Source organism: Lentibacillus kapialis, from assembly GCF_014646635.1.
Classification (GTDB): domain Bacteria; phylum Bacillota; class Bacilli; order Bacillales; family Amphibacillaceae; genus Lentibacillus; species Lentibacillus kapialis.
In genome coordinates, this window is record NZ_BMNQ01000004.1 from 32,966 (window position 1) to 53,546 (window position 20,581).

General features: G+C 40.1%; 33 protein-coding genes. 6 read left to right on the forward strand and 27 right to left on the reverse strand.

Annotation, left to right across the window (positions count from 1 at the left end; translation table 11 throughout):
• Nucleotides 1–2: 2 nt before the first annotated feature.
• From IEW67_RS02975 to IEW67_RS03050, 18 genes are all read right to left on the reverse strand, one after another.
• Nucleotides 3–1,247 (reverse strand): replicative DNA helicase, encoded by a 1,245-nt coding sequence (locus tag IEW67_RS02975; RefSeq protein ID WP_268238639.1) that lies wholly within the window; start codon nucleotides 1,245–1,247, stop codon nucleotides 3–5.
• Nucleotides 1,244–1,504, reverse strand: a complete 261-nt coding sequence (locus tag IEW67_RS02980; protein ID WP_135110773.1) for a replicative helicase loader/inhibitor — start codon at nucleotides 1,502–1,504, stop codon at nucleotides 1,244–1,246. Before IEW67_RS02980 ends, IEW67_RS02975 begins: the two co-directional genes overlap by 4 nt.
• Entirely contained in the window at nucleotides 1,501–2,295 is a 795-nt protein-coding gene (locus IEW67_RS02985; RefSeq protein ID WP_188631574.1) for a DUF4373 domain-containing protein, read from the reverse strand. The genes IEW67_RS02980 and IEW67_RS02985 overlap by 4 nt, the downstream gene beginning before the upstream one ends.
• Before the next feature lie 158 nt (nucleotides 2,296–2,453).
• Nucleotides 2,454–2,864, reverse strand: coding sequence for a hypothetical protein (locus IEW67_RS02990; RefSeq protein ID WP_188631575.1), 411 nt, complete (start codon nucleotides 2,862–2,864; stop codon nucleotides 2,454–2,456).
• Nucleotides 2,848–3,186, reverse strand: a complete 339-nt coding sequence (locus tag IEW67_RS18090; protein WP_229671651.1) for an HNH endonuclease — start codon at nucleotides 3,184–3,186, stop codon at nucleotides 2,848–2,850. Before IEW67_RS18090 ends, IEW67_RS02990 begins: the two co-directional genes overlap by 17 nt.
• 1 nt (nucleotide 3,187) lies before the next feature.
• Nucleotides 3,188–3,766: a YqaJ viral recombinase family protein gene (locus tag IEW67_RS02995; protein WP_188631576.1), complete on the reverse strand. Its 579-nt coding sequence runs from the start codon at nucleotides 3,764–3,766 to the stop codon at nucleotides 3,188–3,190.
• Complete coding sequence (locus IEW67_RS03000) at nucleotides 3,747–4,397, reverse strand: Sak single strand annealing protein (protein WP_188631577.1); 651 nt, start codon at nucleotides 4,395–4,397, stop codon at nucleotides 3,747–3,749. The genes IEW67_RS02995 and IEW67_RS03000 overlap by 20 nt, the downstream gene beginning before the upstream one ends.
• Before the next feature lie 12 nt (nucleotides 4,398–4,409).
• Complete coding sequence (locus IEW67_RS03005) at nucleotides 4,410–4,652, reverse strand: hypothetical protein (protein ID WP_188631578.1); 243 nt, start codon at nucleotides 4,650–4,652, stop codon at nucleotides 4,410–4,412.
• Nucleotides 4,649–4,867 carry a hypothetical protein gene (locus IEW67_RS03010; protein ID WP_188631579.1) on the reverse strand — a complete coding sequence of 73 codons (219 nt, stop codon included), beginning with the start codon at nucleotides 4,865–4,867 and terminating at the stop codon, nucleotides 4,649–4,651. Before IEW67_RS03010 ends, IEW67_RS03005 begins: the two co-directional genes overlap by 4 nt.
• Nucleotides 4,868–4,878: 11 nt before the next feature.
• Nucleotides 4,879–5,154, reverse strand: coding sequence for a hypothetical protein (locus tag IEW67_RS03015; RefSeq protein ID WP_188631580.1), 276 nt, complete (start codon nucleotides 5,152–5,154; stop codon nucleotides 4,879–4,881).
• A gap of 74 nt (nucleotides 5,155–5,228) precedes the next feature.
• Complete coding sequence (locus IEW67_RS03020; RefSeq protein ID WP_188631581.1) at nucleotides 5,229–5,582, reverse strand: hypothetical protein; 354 nt, start codon at nucleotides 5,580–5,582, stop codon at nucleotides 5,229–5,231.
• Nucleotides 5,583–5,696: 114 nt separating this feature from the next.
• Complete coding sequence (locus IEW67_RS18310; RefSeq protein WP_268238640.1) at nucleotides 5,697–5,822, reverse strand: hypothetical protein; 126 nt, start codon at nucleotides 5,820–5,822, stop codon at nucleotides 5,697–5,699.
• 79 nt (nucleotides 5,823–5,901) lie between these two features.
• The gene (locus IEW67_RS03025; RefSeq protein WP_188631582.1) at nucleotides 5,902–6,132 is read right to left on the reverse strand and encodes a hypothetical protein; all 231 of its coding nucleotides are present in this window, start codon (nucleotides 6,130–6,132) and stop codon (nucleotides 5,902–5,904) included.
• On the reverse strand, nucleotides 6,133–6,327 hold the full coding sequence (locus IEW67_RS03030; protein ID WP_188631583.1) for a hypothetical protein: 195 nt from the start codon (nucleotides 6,325–6,327) through the stop codon (nucleotides 6,133–6,135).
• 5 nt (nucleotides 6,328–6,332) lie between these two features.
• Complete coding sequence (locus IEW67_RS03035) at nucleotides 6,333–6,644, reverse strand: TM2 domain-containing protein (RefSeq protein WP_188631584.1); 312 nt, start codon at nucleotides 6,642–6,644, stop codon at nucleotides 6,333–6,335.
• Nucleotides 6,645–6,848: a helix-turn-helix domain-containing protein gene (locus IEW67_RS03040; protein WP_188631585.1), complete on the reverse strand. Its 204-nt coding sequence runs from the start codon at nucleotides 6,846–6,848 to the stop codon at nucleotides 6,645–6,647. It lies immediately after the preceding gene.
• Between the two features lie 14 nt (nucleotides 6,849–6,862).
• The gene (locus tag IEW67_RS03045; protein ID WP_188631586.1) at nucleotides 6,863–7,045 is read right to left on the reverse strand and encodes a helix-turn-helix domain-containing protein; all 183 of its coding nucleotides are present in this window, start codon (nucleotides 7,043–7,045) and stop codon (nucleotides 6,863–6,865) included.
• A 2-nt stretch (nucleotides 7,046–7,047) separates the two neighbouring features.
• Nucleotides 7,048–7,788, reverse strand: coding sequence for a phage antirepressor KilAC domain-containing protein (locus IEW67_RS03050; RefSeq protein WP_188631587.1), 741 nt, complete (start codon nucleotides 7,786–7,788; stop codon nucleotides 7,048–7,050).
• Nucleotides 7,789–7,837: 49 nt separating this feature from the next.
• On the opposite strand from IEW67_RS03050, the gene IEW67_RS03055 reads away from it, so the two are divergent.
• Nucleotides 7,838–8,218 carry a DUF2513 domain-containing protein gene (locus IEW67_RS03055; RefSeq protein WP_188631588.1) on the forward strand — a complete coding sequence of 127 codons (381 nt, stop codon included), beginning with the start codon at nucleotides 7,838–7,840 and terminating at the stop codon, nucleotides 8,216–8,218.
• Here IEW67_RS03055 and IEW67_RS03060 read toward each other — a convergent pair.
• Entirely contained in the window at nucleotides 8,213–8,437 is a 225-nt protein-coding gene (locus IEW67_RS03060) for a hypothetical protein (protein WP_188631589.1), read from the reverse strand. The genes IEW67_RS03055 and IEW67_RS03060 overlap by 6 nt on opposite strands.
• A gap of 422 nt (nucleotides 8,438–8,859) precedes the next feature.
• Here IEW67_RS03060 and IEW67_RS03065 point away from each other — a divergent pair, with 422 nt between their 5' ends.
• From IEW67_RS03065 to IEW67_RS03080, 4 genes are all read left to right on the forward strand, one after another.
• Nucleotides 8,860–9,282: a helix-turn-helix domain-containing protein gene (locus IEW67_RS03065; protein WP_188631590.1), complete on the forward strand. Its 423-nt coding sequence runs from the start codon at nucleotides 8,860–8,862 to the stop codon at nucleotides 9,280–9,282.
• A gap of 11 nt (nucleotides 9,283–9,293) precedes the next feature.
• The gene (locus IEW67_RS03070; RefSeq protein ID WP_188631591.1) at nucleotides 9,294–9,710 is read left to right on the forward strand and encodes an ImmA/IrrE family metallo-endopeptidase; all 417 of its coding nucleotides are present in this window, start codon (nucleotides 9,294–9,296) and stop codon (nucleotides 9,708–9,710) included.
• Nucleotides 9,711–9,743: 33 nt separating this feature from the next.
• Nucleotides 9,744–10,880: a tyrosine-type recombinase/integrase gene (locus tag IEW67_RS03075; protein WP_188631592.1), complete on the forward strand. Its 1,137-nt coding sequence runs from the start codon at nucleotides 9,744–9,746 to the stop codon at nucleotides 10,878–10,880.
• Nucleotides 10,881–11,070: 190 nt separating this feature from the next.
• The gene (locus IEW67_RS03080; protein ID WP_229671652.1) at nucleotides 11,071–12,351 is read left to right on the forward strand and encodes an NCS2 family permease; all 1,281 of its coding nucleotides are present in this window, start codon (nucleotides 11,071–11,073) and stop codon (nucleotides 12,349–12,351) included.
• 131 nt (nucleotides 12,352–12,482) lie between these two features.
• Here IEW67_RS03080 and fakA read toward each other — a convergent pair whose 3' ends face one another.
• Nucleotides 12,483–14,144 (reverse strand): DAK2 domain-containing protein, encoded by a 1,662-nt coding sequence (gene fakA / locus IEW67_RS03085; RefSeq protein WP_188631593.1) that lies wholly within the window; start codon nucleotides 14,142–14,144, stop codon nucleotides 12,483–12,485.
• Between the two features lie 60 nt (nucleotides 14,145–14,204).
• Entirely contained in the window at nucleotides 14,205–14,567 is a 363-nt protein-coding gene (locus IEW67_RS03090) for an Asp23/Gls24 family envelope stress response protein (protein ID WP_188631594.1), read from the reverse strand.
• 470 nt (nucleotides 14,568–15,037) lie between these two features.
• Between IEW67_RS03090 and rpmB the strand changes: the two genes are divergently transcribed.
• Nucleotides 15,038–15,226, forward strand: coding sequence for a 50S ribosomal protein L28 (gene rpmB / locus IEW67_RS03095; protein WP_188631595.1), 189 nt, complete (start codon nucleotides 15,038–15,040; stop codon nucleotides 15,224–15,226).
• A 242-nt stretch (nucleotides 15,227–15,468) separates the two neighbouring features.
• Here the strand turns inward: rpmB and spoVM are convergent, their stop codons facing one another.
• The 6 genes from spoVM to IEW67_RS03125 are packed head-to-tail and all read right to left on the reverse strand — an operon-like array spanning nucleotide 15,469 to nucleotide 20,564.
• A complete protein-coding gene (spoVM, locus tag IEW67_RS03100) occupies nucleotides 15,469–15,552 on the reverse strand; it encodes a stage V sporulation protein SpoVM (protein WP_010530495.1) in 84 nt (27 codons plus the stop codon).
• Nucleotides 15,553–15,602: 50 nt separating this feature from the next.
• Complete coding sequence (locus IEW67_RS03105; protein ID WP_188631596.1) at nucleotides 15,603–16,253, reverse strand: thiamine diphosphokinase; 651 nt, start codon at nucleotides 16,251–16,253, stop codon at nucleotides 15,603–15,605.
• Between the two features lie 3 nt (nucleotides 16,254–16,256).
• The gene (rpe, locus tag IEW67_RS03110) at nucleotides 16,257–16,919 is read right to left on the reverse strand and encodes a ribulose-phosphate 3-epimerase (protein WP_188631597.1); all 663 of its coding nucleotides are present in this window, start codon (nucleotides 16,917–16,919) and stop codon (nucleotides 16,257–16,259) included.
• 1 nt (nucleotide 16,920) lies between these two features.
• Entirely contained in the window at nucleotides 16,921–17,802 is an 882-nt protein-coding gene (gene rsgA / locus IEW67_RS03115; protein WP_188631598.1) for a ribosome small subunit-dependent GTPase A, read from the reverse strand.
• The gene (gene pknB / locus IEW67_RS03120) at nucleotides 17,803–19,809 is read right to left on the reverse strand and encodes a Stk1 family PASTA domain-containing Ser/Thr kinase (protein ID WP_188631599.1); all 2,007 of its coding nucleotides are present in this window, start codon (nucleotides 19,807–19,809) and stop codon (nucleotides 17,803–17,805) included.
• Nucleotides 19,809–20,564, reverse strand: coding sequence for a Stp1/IreP family PP2C-type Ser/Thr phosphatase (locus tag IEW67_RS03125; protein ID WP_188631600.1), 756 nt, complete (start codon nucleotides 20,562–20,564; stop codon nucleotides 19,809–19,811). The genes pknB and IEW67_RS03125 overlap by 1 nt, the downstream gene beginning before the upstream one ends.
• Between the last annotated feature and the right edge of the window lie 17 nt (nucleotides 20,565–20,581).

Below are 20,581 nucleotides of genomic sequence, written 5' to 3' on the forward strand. Positions count from 1 at the left end.
CTTTAATAGTCAGTCAAATCACCCATTTTCCCAGTTGTTTTGTTGTAATAGACTGTTGCTGTCCCAGTTGGTCCGTCCCGGTGCTTTGCGACTATAATTTCTAATTCGTTATCGTCTTGCTCTTTGTTGTAATAACTATCGCGGTAAAGAAACATAACCGCGTCTGCATCTTGTTCAATACTCCCGGATTCCCTCAAATCAGATAGCATCGGGCGCTTGTCTTGTCTTTGTTCCACGCCCCGCGATAATTGGGCCAATGTGACGACCGGGCAATCATATTCTTTTGATATAGCTTTCAATCGTGCGCTGATGTCGGACACCTTGGCATGGTCTGAGTTAAATTTCCCCGGATTATGAATAAGTGTCAGATAGTCAATAAAGACAATTATTTGCTTACCTTCATGTTTGCGCTTGGCCCGTCTTATCTCTGACCGGATATTCGGAATTGTCTGCATCGGTTTGTCATAAATCTCATAATCAAGTGCATACAATTCATTAACAGCTTGTTTCCAGCTTTCTTTTTTGCTTTCAATCAACTCACCAGGATTTCTTGTAAGAAACAAATTGATGTTGCCTACTGTTGCTATCAACCGTCTGACAAGGCTTTTTTCGCCCATTTCTAACGAAAACATAAGAGGGACAAATCCATTCATAGATGCTGATAGCGCAAATTTAAGCATTGTTGCCGTCTTGCCCATTGACGGCCGAGCGCCCATGATATAGCTTGACTGGTTGCGGAAACCGCCTAATAATCCATCTAAATCCTTTAATCCAGTGGGAACGCCGTTTCGATCAATCTCCATGTACGGTTCATCCGCTAGCTGTTTTAGTGTTTCTTGCTTGTCCTGCCCTTTAGCCAAATTGACATCATCCAGCTTTTGTAGTTCTGAAATCAATTCATCATTGTTTGAATCACGCGCCAACCAATCTTTTGCAATTCGTTCCGATTCACGCTTTTTATAGTCATCAATAAAGGAACGTTCATAGGATTCAAAGTTCTCAATATCGCCAGTTGCTTCTAATTGTGTGATAAAGTCAGGGCCGCCCATTTGTTGTATGTAATCGTAGTTGTCTGACAAGAGCGTGACCTGATCTATTGCTTTGTTTTCTTCCGCAAGTTTAAGCATAGACTGAAATAACAGCTTGCTAGATTCGTCTTGAAATTGATTTATTTGAATAACCGTTTCTTTGACAAGGGTATTGTCCTTCAAGAAACACCCTAATATTTCACGTTCTAAATAATTCATAACAGCCCGTTTTCCTTCAGCATTTTTTCATGTTCGATTTGATCGTGAGACTTTTTGAAAACCGGAGTACGAATTTCCGCAATTGTTGGCGGAAACTTTTCATTTAATATATGACGTTCTGCTTTTTGCATAACCGATGCCGGGTTCTGATCGCTTAACAAATTAGCCCAGTTATCAATCTTCCTTTGCGTTATGTCAAAGCTGTGGTAATTGTCGCTAATCAAGGCCAGCACTTCATAAACTTGTTCTTTATTCATGACAGGTCAAAGTCCTCCTTACTTGGTGTTTTTGACTTTTGGTTTTTAACCTTCATAATCAATTGGTCAAATCGTTTCCGCAATTTATCGGGCGACATGACGTTAGACATTTCAAAATCATCTTGCTGCACCCAATTCATCAAGTACGTAATTTGTTCTTCATTCCTTCCGTCTCTTTCCATCATTAGCCTTATTTCGTTAGCCCACTTTTCAAAGTCAGGCTTTTTATTGTTAGGGTTGTTATCCAGTATTTTTTTATAGAACGATTCAGCCATGGAAAGATGCGTGTCGTCGTAAATGTATTTGCGACTACTACTTTCTTTTTGTTTACTTTCCTTTCCTTTACTTTGTGTACTTTTGCTGTCATTGTGTTGTCTTGATGACGGGTTAATGTCGTCATTAACTCCTAAATCACCGTCAATAAGCAGGTATTCTTCTGTCACATCGACAACTTTTCTGCGTCTGACTATCTCTTGGTAACGTTTTTGTATACCTGACGATGTCAATATGTTGTAATTATCATGTAGTTCTTTGTTGAAAATCCCGCGATTCAAACACTCATTAACGACGCTTTGTACTAATTGATGATCTGCTTTGATTTCATCCGCAAATAAAAGTAGTTCATCTTCTGTCCATCTGCACCAATAACCCTGTGAATAAATCCGTTGCATCAACTTGATGACAATTGCAAAGCCTTCCAGATTGTACTTGATTTCAATGAATTTAAACTTGTCATCTAAATAGACATCTAACGGAAAATAATCCACCCCTTGTTTTGTTGGTCGTGCCAAGTTATCACCTCGCAATCTCACAGACCGCATAATACTTACCTATTTCAATTACCTTATATCCCGGGTATCGCCGCATATAGAAGGACAAATTTTGCTTAAATTCGGTTTTGTCTTTTGAATCTGTCCATATCCACTGCGGCAATATCACCTTTGACCGTTCAATCATTTAAATCATTAGCTTTCTTGTATTCTTCAATGGCTGTCCGTTCATCCCGCCTTAGCGCAATAATCAAATTATCTGTTGACTTAAAAAGGTTCTGCCATTTGCGGGATTCTGATTTCGCTTCTGCTTCTTCAACGCGCAAATAATAAGTGTCTATTTCCGCTTGTGATTCTTTGTTAGATACCGTGCCGTCCGTGTTTTGCATGATCTCTGCCTGCTTTTGTTTTCTTGCGGCATATAACGATCCGTATTGATATAAAGCGTCTGCGTCCAAAAACCCAATTATCATTTGGGCTTGGGAATAAAGCCGGATCATTTTATTTAAGTCCGGCAATATTTCCGGGTTGAGTTGTTCAATTTCTTTATATAGTTGATTCAATCGGATTTCTTTACCTTGATTGGCCATACAGTTCCATCAACTCTTTTCGTTTTTTCATCCGCCAGTTTCTGCCTTCTGCGGTAGAATCTAACCAATGGTGGCAAGTATTACTGTTTACAGATGGGCCACAAACTAGGACTAGGTTGGATGGGTCATAACCAGGGCCATATTGTCCGGCTCCTTTTAAATGCGCCACTTCAAAGGCATATGCGCTCATTCTGCCGCAACACTCACACTTACCCTCAGAACGATATAAAACTTCCTTGCGTGCCTTCTGCGTTATTCTGGTGACATCTGATTGTTTGGGTTTTCGTCTCCGGTGATTAGGGTTTATTTTTGGTACCTGCATATCATAGTCCCCTCGGAAAAATATTCATTTCTCGGCAATGTTCCATGTAATCAAGTCGCTGCTTATGCTCGGTTACTTCCTTTTTAGTTATCGGCACATCAATTTCAAAAAGCTTGTCCGGGTCTAAATCGTTAAAAGGATAATCGGCTGTTTCGTCATCAACTTGGTAAGCGATAATTGATGCCTTATTAAGCTCAAATACGTACACGTAATGGATTAATTGTCGTTTGTAGTGTATTGGTACTTTTTCTTTTAAAAACCACTCAAACGCTTTATATGTGGCTTTTACGTCGCTCACTTTGTCGCCTAAAATGTAATCCGTGTTCGCCCTGGCAATCCCTTTAATCTTTTGCGCTTCACGTTCGCCTTGCACATGGTAAACTGATTCATATAAATCTAATATGTCGTGTTCTAAAATCGTTCCGACTGACATTGATTTATTAGTAAATTCGTCCCCTGGCAATTCTGATAACTTTTTAGCCCACCAGTTTACAAATGTTTTAGATTCATAGTTTTGATAAATCATGTTTGCTTCTGAACCGCCAATGTACTTATAGCGATCATTCGTTGACGTTATCATTCAAAATCACTTCCAACTGGCCGATAAGTATCTTTTTGGCCGAATGGTCATTTGACCGATACAATTTCGACACTTCATCCTTTGAGCTTTGCAACATGTCATAAAGATGTTCTTTTGTACCGACTTTCTGCAAAGACTGTGCAAATAGTTTGGTTATTTGATCGTTGAGCGATTTGCCCTCGTCTTTGTTCATTTCTTTTTGAACTTCTTTGTCATTGTTTAAAACCTGTTCCTCTTTAATCCACAAACCAAGTCCTAGACCGGTATTTATTGCTACTGCTTTAACAAATCCGCGCTGCTTTGCTTTATTAATGTCTAACTGATTCGGTTGATTTACTACATAAATTCCATTGACAACCGGGTAATCTTCTTCATATCGCTCACCGTCAATTTCAACCCACACACTGACGAATGGAGCTTCACCGTTATGATTAAAGAAACACGGATAATTATTTTCATTTTTGTTCATTCCATATTTAACTGTTTCGGCACCGTTTTCATGCAATAATTTGATGCAATTAGCCCACTCAAGATAATCGAGCGTTAAATTGGAATTTTTCTTAACTGGCCTTTTTGCAACTTCGTCTGTTAAATCTAATTTGAATAATTCATCAAAACTTTTCAGAGCCACGTTTATCTCCCCTTATAAAAAATCAGATTGCTTCATTCCGTTATCCTTCATAATCTCCCGTTCAGACCGCGGGTGTTTCACAATGTTTGTCGCATCCTCACCGCTTAAATATGCGTCAATCTTGTAATCTAGCAATTCAAGTTCATCAACCGGAAAAGCACCATCAAGGAAGACAAACCCGACAGGTTCAGTGCCGTCCTCAATCATGGTCTGTATCTGTTGGAACGAATCTGTTAATTCATATAATTTACTCATCTAACTTCATCCTCCAATTCCTCTAAATACTCCAATCTGTGTTTATCGACCAATTCATATTCCCTAGCATCAGCTTGAAGTGTCACATCACCGTTAATTTCGTTCTCGAAATCAAAGTCAAATCGTTCATATGTTTCAGGTAAATCAAGTTCAAAATTTACTTCTGCATCCATATCGTAATCAAGCAAATTATTAATCAACTCACGTACAGTCATTTAATTACCTCCTATAAAAAGTCACTTTGCTTATGCCCAACTTCCTTCATCTTCCGCTCATATTCGGTCGTCCGATTAACTTGTATATGATTAGCTGGCTCATGACCGCTCATGTACCAGTCAATCTTGTATGACATGAGTTCCAGCTCCTGACTGGAGAACTTGTCCATATATCCGTAGCAAACTAATGTGCTATCGTCATAAACAAACACGCCGCTTGTGACTGCTTTATATTCAAAGTCCAAGTCATTTGCTTCACATTTGTTGGCTATGATTCCGATTTGCATGTTGACCCTCCTTTCGCATATAATATTGGTAAGTTTATTTATTAGATGGATCGCTGATTGCCGTCAGCGGTCTATCAATCATATTTCTTAACTTGTGGCATACTCTTTTGAACAGGTCTACTTAAAGGTCCGCTAGTTGCCATCCCACCAGATGGATCAATCCCATTATTATCGCCTGTAAAGCATTCAAACACTTCCTCAACTTCACCTTTGTATTCAATTCGGATAACTGGCGTTGCCCAATCAGAACTGTCAATTCCTGCTACTTTTTCAATGTTGTCTAATTCCACAATGTACGCACCGTTTTCAAAAACAACATTAGCAGTCCAAAACCAATCTTCACGCATCCCTAAACTCGCTTCGATGATTGAGTCTTTCTTGTTTTCTATAATTCTTTTCGCTTTCTTAAAATCATATTTTTTGATCATTATTGATTCCTCCTTTACATAAAATACATAGCAACCGAAACAGCAATCATGACCAGTAATGCACCCGCTACATTCATTTGAAAATCGTCGATGTTATACAATTAATCACATCCGTTATTTATGGTCTTTAAGAATGTTAAATACTTCGTGTAAGAACAAGTCATCTCTATCATCAGAGTGTGGGAAACCTTTTTCTATCAATCTTTTTTCTAATAGATTCAGCAGTTCTGTATTCGTCACTCCATCGCCTCCCGTTATATACTAAAAATCACCCAAGCCCACAAACCCAAACAGACTGCAGCACGAATGACTTTTTCCATTAAAAATACTGCCTGTTTTGTTCATAATTATTGTCGCGCCGGATTTTCTTATCGTTGAGCATTTTTAAAACTTGATAAGACGATTCAAGTTCTCCCATATATTTATCCTTATCGATAAACACGCCCTTTTCCGCACAATCCTTCATTTTCAGAGCAACTTGAATCATGTTGTCCACTTCGTCATAAACCATGACCATATCTTCTTGCTCGTAATGTTCGTCTATTGGCATTTAACTGACCTCCACATCATACCCGCGCTTGCGCAAAGCAATTTCTAGCGCACCTTGTGCATGTTCGGGTATTAATTCTGTTTTTGTGCCATGTTTGGCAGAAGCGCTCATAATGACATAAAACTGATGCAAAAATTCCTGCTCAACACCCTTCTCTACGGCTTCCGCTCGGATTTGCTTCATTTGTTCGTTCATGTAATTCACCCTTTTCTATTAAACAATTTAATTTGGTTGATTAGATTCATTTCGATTTCAGAATTCCTCTTTCTCAATCGCTTGCCGATCAAGAACACATCAATGATTGCCCATATGCCTAATGTCGCCCAATTTAGGAAAAGCATTGCGAATGCATATCCTGTGTCACCTACATAAAATCTGTGACCGCCTATGCCACCAAGGAAAAACCACAATGTGTATGTCACCCATTTAGGTTTTTTAGCTTCCTCGAATTCACCCTCTAGTGCCGCCAATTCTTCTGTTGTCATGCTTTGTTTTGCTTGAATGTTTTGCATTTATCCCAACTCCTTTACATTGTTTAAATCTGAAAAGTCCTTACCGGCATTTCGCTTCATGAAGTCGTCTAACTCAAAAGTGGATATTTTCATGCTGCCAAGTTTTAACCCTTGCAGATGGCCATGATTGATAAGGTTATAGACTTTATTGCGATTGACGCCGAGCAATCCGGCAGCTTCGGTTACCGTTAGTAGTTTATTCAAGAAATTGCCTCCCTTTAGATGCTTAGAATCTTCTTAATGTGCTTTGCGTGTTCTTGTGCCTTTGGTCCTGTTTTACGGCCATGTATGATGTCGGACAAGTAAACACTTGAAATGCCTATCAAATTGGCTAACTCTTTTTGACTCATTTTTTTCTTGAATAGCTCCGACTTAACTTTCACCGCTAATTCTTCTGACATGATTAACCCTCCTTTTGTTCTTCTCTTTCAATAAGTGGAAAGATCCCTTGCTCTTTTAACAATGAGTAAATGAACAACCTTCCCTTTTGCGTCCATTTGGTTTGCACTCTGGATTTATCTGCATCAATTACATGTGTAGTAGTTTGTGTATAACCTTTGTCCTGGTGTTTTGCGTAAAGTAACCAGATATCACCTTGTTTGTATTGAACACCTAGTTCATGAAGTAACTTATTCAGTTTAATAGCACTCATCCCATAGTCTTTAGCTATCTTTGATACAGATAGGAGTGATTTATTTTGTAGTACCATGTCGTAATAAGAAGCTTTAGGCTGCAACTCATTATTTTGTTGAGTAAGAACAAGGTTTTGCGTCTCGAGCTGTTCAACTCGTTCATTGAGATAGTCCATTGCGCGTTTCATTACCATTTCTGGACTATTCCATTTGCGCTCAAGATCCAAGAAATATTGACGGGCTTGCTTACCTCTTTCGTTCCGTTGAAGCATGGAAATTTCTTTTGCCATATCAATGGTCAGGTGATGATCCATATATGTTGTTTCGTTACCTTGAGCTGTTGCTTTTTTTTGAGCAATAGGTCTATAATCAAGGTTTTCATCAAATCCGTATTTCATCATTCTAGGAAACCAATCCTTATATGCTGTTTTAATCTCCAAAAAATCATGCAAATCACGGCCACTAACTAAGATGCGGTCTTTATCGTTGATGGTTGGAATTAATTCAGACATTTTATCTCTCCTTTTTTGGTATAATATCCCTATAAGGGAGGTGTTAATATTGGAATTAAATCACGATTGTGTTCGATCAGTACTAATTGAGTTAGAAGATAAATTAACCCTGAACGGTCATATGCACTTGGCTCAATTGGAAAAAACCGATACATTTAACACATACGGACATGACGTTTCTGTTTACGCTATCCTTAAACTTATTGAAATCGGCTATTTAAACGGAAATCATAAGAATGCCGATAATGAGTTACACTTTTTGTCCGTTTCTTCTTTAACGTGGCAAGGACACGAATTTTTGGATAATATCAGAGACAATATTGTTTGGTCGAAAACAAAAGATGCTTCCAAAAAACTGTCCGGCAATGTTTCAATTACAATGCTTTCTCGCATAGCAAATAGTGTTCTTGATAAAATGTTAGGATTATGAATAACCCTCTTCTTTCAGGAACGTTGTAAACTTTTCCATGAACTCAGTGAATTTTTCCGGTGAATAATCCTTGCTGTAAAAATCAATTTCCAGAATCATTTTTGCGGGACTGAGAAGATTTTCTGAATCAAAATAATTCGGGTTCTCAGTCCTGAAGTTGTTTATTAATACTTTAGTGTTTGCTTCACTATATTTATTTGGAGTATGATATTCTCCCACTCCTCTCACCTCTTTTCCTCCACTCACACCCAAGCATCAAGATTTGAAGTCTTGGCGTTACCTATTGGCGCTGCTTAGGATTTAAACGATCCATCGTCGCATGCTCCGCTCGTTCAAATATTGATACTCAGGTGCGAATAGTTTTTATAATTAAGCTACAAAACTAGCTAACTGTATTGACAAAAAATATCCAATAGTATACTATTAAAGCATAGCTAAATAAGACTTAAAAAAAGCCTGTAACAATACATTTTTCTGCTCCCCAGCGTCAAAATTGTATTTTTTGTAGGTTGTGTTTTTGTTATCTTTTAGCTGATTAAGTAGCTTATGTGAATATAATAATACAGTTGGATACTTTAGTCAACCATTTATTATCCAAAAGTATAATTTATTTTCTATAAGCGGATAGGAAGGTTGAAATTATGCTATTTGAAAGGGTTAAAGAATTAGCGGAACAACGAGGCGAGAATTTAAAAACAGTAGCTCAAAAACTCGGGTTTAGCGAAAATGCTTTTTATAAATGGAAAAAACAAAGCCCGAAATCAGAAACATTAGAACTCACGGCCGATTACTTCGACGTATCCACTGATTATCTTCTCGGCCGAACAGACAAAAAACGATATTATGATCTAACCGAAGAAGATGAAAAGGACATTCAAAATGAATTGCAACGAATGATTGATAGTATGAATAATAAATCCGGTTTCGCTGCAGCAGACGGTAGTACTATGGATGAATTAAGTGAAGAAGACAAAGAATTATTACTGGCATCCTTAGAACAGTCACTACGCATAGCTAAAAGAGTTGCTAAACAGAAATTCACGCCTAAAAAATATAGAGATTAGGAGTGCGATGGATGAATATTAAAAGGAAGGTCGGTCAATTAGTTAAAAAACATGGTACGAATAACCCCTTTGTAATTGCAAAGGAAAAAGGTATATTAATAAGAAGACTCCCTTTAGGAAGTTTATTAGGTTACCATACAAGAAAGTGTCGTGTATCCATCATTCACATCAATGAAGATTCATCTCAAGAAGAACAATTATTCACATGCTGTCACGAATTAGGACATGCTGTTCTGCACCCAGAAGTAAATACGTCTTTTCTAAAGTCACATACTTATTACTCAACGGATAAGATTGAACAGGAGGCAAATCTATTTGCGGTTGAACTTTTGTTTCAACAAGGAGGTGGTCAATCTATCACCATTAAAGAAGCCATTGAACAATATGGTATACCAGAACAACTTCTCATTAAAATTTTTTATCATTAAGATGGAACATATATTCTTACTAGGAGGGGTAACATGCAAGGCGGAGTTCGCAAACGCTATGGATCCTGGTATTATTATTTCGACCTAAGCACCGTAGACGGTAAGCGCAAACGAATTGAACGGAAAACAAGTGCGTCGACTAAAACAGAAGCTGAAAAGGTGCTACGAAAAAAACTTGCCGAATATGATAATGAGGGCGTTTTCTTTGAACCGTCTGATACTTCCGTTCATGACTATTTTCAATTCTGGATTGAAGAATATGTAGAGATCAATCTGAAATACTATACGGTCATGAATTATAAAGGTATAGTCAAAAACCACATTAACCCTGCTTTGGGCGATTTGAAACTACGTTCATTAACGCCAGAAACACTGCAAAAATTTATTAATGATAAGCATCGGGCGGGGTTTAAACATAGGACGTTATCTTTAATCCGAGCTGTGCTGCAACGTTCGCTGAAACAAGCTGTATTTCCTTACCAATTATTAAAAGATAATCCGATGCAGTATGTGGAGCTCCCCAGGCAGGAACAAAGAAAGCCCACACGGGATGATTTAAAAATATTGGACATGCAGTCCATCAAAAAAATTACAAGCCATCTGACAGAAGATAATACACTTTACTTGCCGTTTCACATCGGTTTAAATACCGGCGCAAGGTCAGGAGAAGTGTGTGCTTTGAAGTGGTCCAGCGTGGACTTAAATAAGGGTATGATTAAAATAGACAGCACGATGGTAGATCATGGGGGTAGGTGGGATGTAGATTCACCTAAAACTGCGTCATCTTATCGTGATATCAAAATAGGTGATACGCTCATTAATATCCTGAAACGTCACAAAACATGGCAGAAGCAAAACAAATTAAAGTACGGTGAGTTTTACTTTGATAGTGATTTTGTCTGTACAAAAGAAAATGGGCAGTTCATAACACCTACCCACATTAAATATTACGTTAAAAAGATGAATAAACAATTAGGCATCAACATGCATTTCCATGGATTAAGGCACACCCATGCCACTTTATTGCTAGAACAGGGTGCTCCTGTTAAAGATATACAGAAGCGGTTAGGGCATAAGAAAACCAGCCTTACATTAGATACCTATTCACATCTTACAGAAAAAATGAGTAATCAAACCGTGGATATTTTTGAAAACCTTATGAATGAATAACTGCCACCCAAAATTCAATTACGGTGGCAGGACGGTGGCAGAAAGCTTATTTTCAACTTTTAAAACCCTCATAAACACTGATATGATTGACTTCTTTGTAAAACACCTCTATAATAATCACTTGTGGATTGTACGTTTAAATCATGTATGATCGGGCGGGAGAGGGGCAGTAAAATAATGGTGACATCATATGTCCTATCAAGACAGCATGACGTTTCAGGATACCGGCAGAAAGTGGCGTACTGAAATAATTGCCGGCTTAATCGGTTATCTAACAACATTCTATATTGTGGTAGTGAATGGCACGATTCTCAGTGAAACGGGTATATCATTGGAAAGCGGCATGATCGCAACAATCCTTGCGAGTTTTGCCGGTACCACTCTGATGGGCTTATACGCGAAATTGCCATTAATCATCATTCCGGGTATGGGCATTAATGCATTGTTTGCCTATTCAATTGTTGAAAGTGCCGGTCTTTCATTCCAGGAAGCTTTAGCGGTTGTTCTTGTCGCTTCTATACTTTTTCTTATTACAACGTTCACAAAATTGGGATCGTTATTAAAAGCGGCTATCCCTGAATCGTTAAAGCATGCCATTACCGTTGGGCTTGGCTTTTTTCTGATTCTAATCGGTCTGGAAAAAAGCAGCCTTATTGTCAGCGGAGAACAAACGATTATTGCCATTGGAGATTTTACGTCACCTGTATTCATTGTCAGTTTGCTGACCTTATTTATTGCGATATTTTTATTTATGAAAAATATACCGGCAAATTTCCTATTCACAATGGTTGCCGGAACAATTCTCGCTTTTATATTCGGGGTGGATCCAACAGGGAAATCGATTCATTTGAATATGGATCATATACTGTTTTTCCCTTCATTTGCAGCCGCAGATGATCTGGATTTTTGGTTGGCTGTTTTTCCCTTAACCATCATTCTTATATTTGAGAACATGGGGATATTGCACGGACAACTCCACATGCTGAAACGGCAAAATAGTTACAGCAAGGCTTACAAGGTCACTGCCTGTTCAGCATTATTGAGTGCATTCTTTGGGACGTCACCAACCGTTTCAGCAGCTGAGAATACAGCTATTATCGCTTCTAATGGCAAAACTGGAAGAACCGCTGTCACAGCAGGACTATTATTTTTGGCAACATTATTAATCATTCCATGGATATCCATGATACCCAGTATGGCCATCAGCCCGATTTTAATTATCGTTGGTGTATTGATGGCACAAAATCTCCGGAATGTTCCGCTGGACGATATGTCAGAAGCACTGCCGGCATTTTTGATTGTTGCGATGATACCATTCACGTACAGTATTGCTGACGGCATGGCGTTCGGGTTCATCGCCTATCCGATTGTGAAAATCGCGATGGGCAGGCAGAAAGATCTCTCAGGAATACTCGTGGTTATTTCCGGTTTGTTCCTGTTCCATTTTGTCATGAAAATTATCGGGATTTAAAAATGGCCCCCTTTAGAGCACAAGGGGGCCATTTTTAACCTTCTAATAACGTCAGAAAGTATAAATTATGGATGACCTTATAAAAAACTTCGGCACCCGCTATAAGACGTGGCGAATGCCGAGTTTTCTAACTACTCAACTGCAAAAATAAACGAATAAATCGGCTGATTACCTTCGTGAACTTCTATTTCAACGTCCTCGTATTCATCCTCAATATATTTCTTGATTGCTTCCACATCTTCATCACTGGCGTCTTCACCTTGTAATATGGTAAGGATCTCAGCATCCCTTGTAATCATTTCAGCAAGCAGCGCTTTAACGGTTTCGATTTTATCCTGACTTGTAGCTTTAATCGATCCATCTGCCAATCCCATGAAATGATCTTTTTCAATCTGCATACCATCGATTGTCGTATCGCGGACCGCATATGTAACCTGTCCTGTTTTAACTTCGTTGCCGGCAGCTTCCATCAATTGACGATTCTTATCAATAGGAGTTTCCGGATGGAATGCCAAGAGCGCGCTTATACCTTGTGGAATAGTTTTGGTCGGTACAACCGCGGCATTCACCCCAGCTAGTTCTGCCGCTTGTTCAGCTGCCATGACAATATTTTTATTGTTCGGCAAAATCAGGACATTACGTGCATTTGCTTCCTCAATTGCACTTGCGATATCCTGAGTGCTGGGATTCATCGTTTGTCCGCCTTCGATGACAACTGAAGCTCCAAGACTTTCAAACAGTTCTTTAATTCCGGACCCCATTGCCACAGTCACGATCGCATATTCAGTTTTTTCTTTTTGTGCCGTGTTTTTATTTTCACCAATAATAGCTGTATGTTGATCCCGCATATTTTCAATTTTCATATTGGTTAAGGCGCCATAACGCTGTCCAAGTGTCATCACTTCGCCCGGATATTCCGCATGGATGTGAATTTTGACAAAGTCATCATCCGAAACCACTAGAAGGGAATCACCGTATGCATTTAGTTCGTTACGGAACGTCTCTTCATTAAACGGATGTTTTTCCAGCTTGTCCGGTTCAAATCTGACCATAAATTCTGTACAATACCCATACTCGATTTCAGCAGTGTCCATGAAGTCCTGGGCGATTTTATGATGCTCAGCATTGACCATTTCATCCATTTCAATGTCATCTGTATCTGACTCGGGAACGTCTTCACCTTTCAATGCCGCCAGAAATCCTTCATAAATCGTGACAAGCCCTTGACCCCCGGAATCGACCACACCTACTTCTTTCAACACAGGTAATAGGTCAGGCGTGCGTTTCAGTGATGCCTTTGCTTCTTTAACAACCTTATCCATTATAGCGATTATATCCTTTTCGGATTCCGCTGTAGAAACAGCTGTTTTAGCTGCATCATTGGCAACGGTCAAAATAGTCCCTTCAACTGGTTTCATAACCGCTTTATAAGCTGTGTTCACGCCGCTGTTAAAGGCCTCGGCCAAATCTGTGGCTGACAATGATTGCTTCTGCTCCATCCCTTTTGCAAACCCGCGAAACAACTGGGACAAGATTACGCCGGAGTTCCCGCGCGCACCCATAAGCAGTCCTTTTGAAAAAGCGCCGGCGACCTCTGAAATATGTTCACTGTTTAATTTTTTGACTTCATCCGCTCCGGAAGTGATTGATAAATTCATATTCGTGCCGGTATCACCGTCCGGAACGGGAAAAACATTTAAAGTATCTATTTTTTCGGCATTGTTTTTCAAATGGTGCGCACCTGAAAGTATCATTTGCGTCAACATCGCACCATTTAGCGTTTCTAATGTCACAATACTTTCCTCCCTCATAACAGCAATAAGCAATAAAGGGGTTATTCCACGTTACTGTGCTTATTCTTTAGCAACCCGAACACCCTGAATATAAATATTCACCGAATCAATTTCAAGTCCCAGCGATTTGCTAAGTGTATATTTCACTTGAGATTGCACATTATGCGCAACTTCTGAAATTTTTGTCCCATAACTGACAATGATATACATATCAATATGAAGGTGGGTTTCCTCTTGTCTGACAATAACACCTTTTGAGAAGTTTTCTTTCCTAAGAATCTCAGCGATACCGTCCCTTATTTGGCTTTTCGATGCCATGCCGACAATACCGTAGCATTCAACGGCTGCACCCCCCGCAATTGTAGATATCACTTCATTTGTTATGGTTACCTGACCATCGTTGGTATTCAGTTCTATGGACATTATGATCCTCCTTTAACATCACACTCATTATCGGGTGTTCTTCAAAAAATCCAGTTAAAAATAACCCATTAAATTTCAGCATGAACCTTATACCACTCAAGCGCCTGAATGCACATTCCATTCACAGGCGCCATCGTTTTGCATCCCCGGATCGTCATTATTTTGAACACATATTATAGGGTTATTTTACTATAACCCTGCATTTATGGAAAGTATTTACGTATTTGCCTCTTATAACAATGGATGATTAGCTTTGTTCTGTCAAGGAATTTTTCTTTATCCTGTATATCATCAGCACCCGGAAAACAGCTCATAATATACTGAAAGTAGTATACGAGCTGTGTTCCATGCAGATTCTGTAAAGCCCTTTGCTATACTACAGGCTTGCATGCCAGTAATTGCATTGCGGGAACAATTATGATAAATTGGATAAGTAATTGCAGGAAACAGTTTAATCAGGAGGGATTACAATGGCTAGAAAATGTACCGTGACCGGACGTCAAACCCGCACCGGAAACAATCGTTCGCACGCTATGAATGCAAATAAACGCAATTGGAAAGCTAATGTACAAAAAGTCCGTATTATGGTAGACGGCAAGCCAAAACGTGTTTATGTGTCTGCCCGCGCCCTAAAATCAGGCAAAGTACAACGTGTTTAATAATACTAATTAGCGTATGACTAAAAGCATCCTTTATAGGGATGCTTTTTTATTTCAGAAGATAGAAATGAAAATCTTTAATTGAACTGCCCACTTTCCCACAGGATGACTACAATACCTTAATGGGAAAGCCTGACGTAGCAATATGCGTTGAAGCATCGATAGGGCTAAACATTATATACTTTCTAGTGTGATAAAATAAGCTTTTGCCAATAACATGACAAAAGCCGACTAACCCCGGTTCACTTGTCTTTTTTGAAAACACCGGCGATGACTCTTACAAATCCGCCGATAAACCTTGGGAGCTTAATAGTATAAAATTTCATGAGTTCTCCGCCTCCTCTGTTTACAAACAAAGCTATCAATAAAATCGCACTTACAGGACATCACGACTCTTTATTACTAATAGTATGCCTTCTTCGTACGAAAAAGTACCAAAATCTGAAATAAGCTTGTTTGAAATGCAGAGTGTCGATCCCCACGCAATCGTTTCATTGGTTAACGGATAATAAAACCCCTGCAGTGTCAGACCTCTCACACATTCTGTGCAAGGGACAAACGACATATTCGGATAATTTCTGTTATAACTAATTTTATGCGTGCCCGGCTCAAATAATTCGATCAGGTTTTGACTGTCCACAATCAGCCCCTTAATCTTCCGATTCATTATGGAATAAAGCAGTTGGACATTGATTAATTCGTGATCAAGTCGTCCTCCCGTTACGCCGAACAAATAAATTTTTTCCGGGTTTAATGCATAAGCTTGGTCCAGCGCAATTTCCAGATCTGTCTGATCTTTTTCAGAGGGATATTGTGCAAATACTTCTGCCTGTTTTCGCACTACAGTTTTATCTTTATCATCCATGGAATCAAAATCGCCGACAGCATAATCCGGTGTGATATTATTCTCCATTAATGTCAGAGAACCCCGATCAGCACCAATCCAGACATCTATCACATTTTCGTAATCTTGGAGTTCCGGCACCAGTTGCTCTGGACCATTCCCCATAATACCAATATGTAACACAGGTTATTCCGCCTTTCCAGCTGCCTGGCGAATTCCTGCGATTGCCTGCTTTCGATCAGATTTGCTGAAAATGGCACTTCCGGCAACCAGCACATCGGCACCGGCCTTTGTGCATAATATTGCCGTTTCACGATTAATACCGCCGTCAACCTCGATTTCGAAATGTAATTGTTGCTGTTTTCGCCAGGCGGCAACTTGTTCTATTTTTTTCACTGTATGGCCGATGAATGATTGACCGCCAAATCCCGGATTAACACTCATGAGCAGCACCAGATCAACATCATGAATAACATCGCGGATTGTCTCAACAGGGGTCGCCGGATTAATTACAACTCCTGCTTTTACCCCATGATCCTTAATCAGTTGAATCGTCCGGTGTAAATGCGGGCATGTTTCCTGATGAACCGTAATGATTGATGCACCAGACTCGGCGAAGACAGCAACATATTGATCCGGGTTCTCAATCATCAGATGTACATCTAGAGGAAGATGTGTATGCGGCTTAATGGAGTCAGCGATGAGTGGGCCAATTGTGATATTTGGAACAAAATGGCCATCCATCACATCAACATGGACATAATCCGCACCGCCTTTTTCAACATCTTGTATTTCTTTACCGAGCTGAGAGAAATCAGCTGCTAATATGGAAGGTGCAATTTTTATCATTCTAATACCTCGGCTTTCGTGATTTAATTTCGTCTAAAAAACGCAGGTAATGGCTATAACGACTTGACGAAACCTCCCCGTTTGATACCACCTCTTTCACCGCACAGCCAGGCTCTTTGTTATGAAGACAGCCACGAAATCTGCAATTTACTTTCAGTTCAGCTATTTCCGGGAAGCAGTCACCTAATTCTCCGGAAGTGACTTCATTGAAGTCAAGTGAGCTGAATCCTGGTGTGTCAGCTACAAGACCATTACCTGCTTCGACCAATTCGACATGTTTTGTTGTATGTTTTCCTCGGCCCAGACTTTTGGAAATATCATCCGTTTTGAGTTCAAGCGAGGGGTTTATAGCGTTTAATAACGATGATTTTCCAACGCCCGATTGCCCGGCGATGACTGAAACCTGACCGGAAAAATGACTTTTTAAACGGTCAGGTTCCTCCAATTCTCTGGAAGAAATTAATTCGGTTGAATAACCGACTTCCTTATATAGGTCTTGATAAGCTTCAATCGATTCCAACTCCTTATCGGATAAGAGATCCTTCTTCGTGATAACAATAACCGGACTGATTCTCTTGAGTTCGGTGAGTACTAAAAAACGATCCAGCAAGAGCGGATTGAAATCTGGCATAATGGCTGAACTGACAATGATTGCCTGATCCACATTCGCCACCGGCGGACGATTCAGCATATTACGTCTTGACTTGATGGAAAAAATATATCCTTCTTCAGGATGAGTCCCATCAAATTCCACAAAATCACCGACGAGGGGTGTGATCTTTTGTTTACGTAGTACACCACGTCCTCTGCATTGAATTACCTGATCACCACTTTTGACGTAATAAAATCCACTAATTGCTTTCATAATTCTGCCTTCAGCCATTTATTCACCTTCCGCTTCTTCATAAGAAATTGACTTGTCGATAACTACTTCATCATCACGCATAACCCGATAATCTGCTACACTGTCAGGGGCTATGGTCAATGATATTGTAAATTCCCTGTCTTCGGTTATCTTGTATTCTTCATAGACTTCTGAAAGCGAACGGTTATTATCACCAATGTAAATTTTAACCGTTTGTTCTATCGTTTTATCATTATCATCATTTTCCTGCTTCGGGTTGTAGGTTACCGTAAAAGTTTCTTCATGATTGACAGGTGGTTTTTCCTCGGGGCCTGATGAAACGAAAACATTAATGGTATCACCCGCTCCAACTTCACCTCCTGCTTCCGGTTCTTGACGGATTACCTCACCTTCAGGAGTGTCGGAAGAATTTTCTTTCTTAATTGAAGCGTTCAACCCTTGCTCCTCCAAGGACTTAATGGCCTCCTGTTCACTCATTCCTTTCACGTTATTTAAACTAATTGGCTCAGGTCCTATACTGACGTCAAAGACCACCTCAGCTTCGTCCGGTATAACTTCAGTTCCCGGAGAAGGGAAAACATGCTTCATAATGTCACCAGCATTATAATCGCTTGAGTACGATTCATTCGCAGAAACATCCGTGAATCCCTGATTCTCGAGTATTCGCTTTACTTGATCAAAGCTCTGGCCAACATAATCATCAAATGCCACTGTTTCTTTGCCCTTGCTGACAACAATTGTAACGGTCTCCTCTTCCGTTACGGTACTGCCGGCTTTGGGATCTGTTCGTATCACATTATCCTCATCAACCTCATCTGAATACACCTGACCACGCTCTGTATTCAGGTTTAGTGCATGTAATTCATCTAAAGCTTCTTCGTACCGCATACCACTAACATCCGGTATGTCAACATTTTTAGGCTGAAGCACCCCAGGAATAAAGAAGAACACTGCCGCGCCAGCTGCCAGCAATAAAAACACACCAAAGATGAACGGCCATTTTTTTCTTCGCCGTTTTTTTTCAGGCTTCTTACCAGGAGTTGTATTATTCCCGGACGTATACGCTTTTGTGGTATCATTTGACGGGCCGGCAATTGTATCATCGGTCTGTTCCCCTTCAATTTGATTATCGGTTATAATCGGTATAGCCTTTGTCTCTTCCCCCTCTTCTGCCGGAGGGACAAATTTTTCTTCATTGAGTCTTTCCGGATCCAATGCCGTTTCCAAATCACTTTCCATGTCATATACTGAATCATAACGATGAAAAGGATTTTTGGCTGTGGCTTTTAACACAATGTTTTCTACGGATTGCGGAGTATCTGGATTATACTGTTTTACCGACGGCGTATCATTCTGCAAGTGCATCAACGCAATTGAAACCGGTGATTGCCCTGAAAAAGGAAGCGTTCCCGTTAATAACTCAAACAGGACAATACCCAACGAATAGATATCGGATTTCTTGGTTGCCGTCCCACCGCGGGCCTGTTCAGGAGATAAATAATGGACAGACCCCAGAATGGAATTGGTTTGGGTAAGAGCTGTTGAGCTCAATGCGATCGCAATACCAAAATCTGTCACTCTGACTTGACCGTATGTATCAATTAAAATATTCTGCGGTTTAATATCCCGGTGTATGATATCGTTGGCGTGTGCCTGGGTGATCGCTGATGTAATCTGTGTCATGATATCCAATGCTTCTTCCACATCAAGCGGTGCGTAATGTTGTATGTATTCCTTGAGAGTTAACCCGTCTACATATTCCATCGCCATGAATAAGATATTGTCTTCTTCACCGACATCATAAATGCTGACAATATTCGGGTGGGACAAACTTGCTGCTGATTGTGCTTCCCGGTCAAAGCGGGCAATGAATTCTTCGTCATTGGCATAATCGAGACGCAATACTTTAATTGCCACGTTACGGTCCAAAATCGTATCTTTTGCAAGATAAACGTCGGCCATACCACCGCCGCCAATGGATCCTTTTATCCTGTAACGTTCATTCAGCAGATGCCCGTCCAGCATTAGGCCTCACCCTCTTCCACGCACTTTTCATGATGCACAATCACGAGTGAGATATTATCCTCGCCGCCACGCTCATTGGCGAGTTCGATCATATCACGTCCAACTGACCTGACATCCTCTTGTTCCTGAATGAATGATGAAAGTTCTTCATCCGTCACCTTATTGGTCAGCCCATCAGAACAGAGCAAAAGCTTACTCTCCGACCGCCATTTTGTTGATTGGGTATCAGGGGTTATATCAGCTTCAGTTCCCAGTGCTTTCAGCAATACGTTCTTGCGCGGATGGTGTTCAGCATCCTCTTCACTGAGCTCACCGGATCGAACAAGCTCATTAACCAATGAGTGATCTTCCGTTATTTGTTTGAATTCCCCATCTGTCAACTTATAACAGCGGCTGTCACCAATGTGAGCAACAGCAACAAATTCATCTGTACAAATTGCTGCGACAACAGTCGTTCCCATCCCGGCACATGCCTCATTATTTTGAGCGTGTTCCAGAAGGGCTAGATTCGCTTCTTCAAAGGCGTCCTTTAGCCATTTCTCAGATGCTTCAGATGACTGAAAGCTATCAGCCTGTTCCCATTTATTCTGAATAAAGGAGGTGGCCATTTGACTGGCGACATCCCCTGCTTGATGGCCGCCCATCCCGTCAGCAATGATTGCCAGCAACTGCCCTGTTTGATTATAAAACACGCCGCCGTCATCTTCATTATGTGGTCTGATACGTCCCTGATCTGTTTGAAAATATGCTTTCACTTTGTACACCTCTCAGC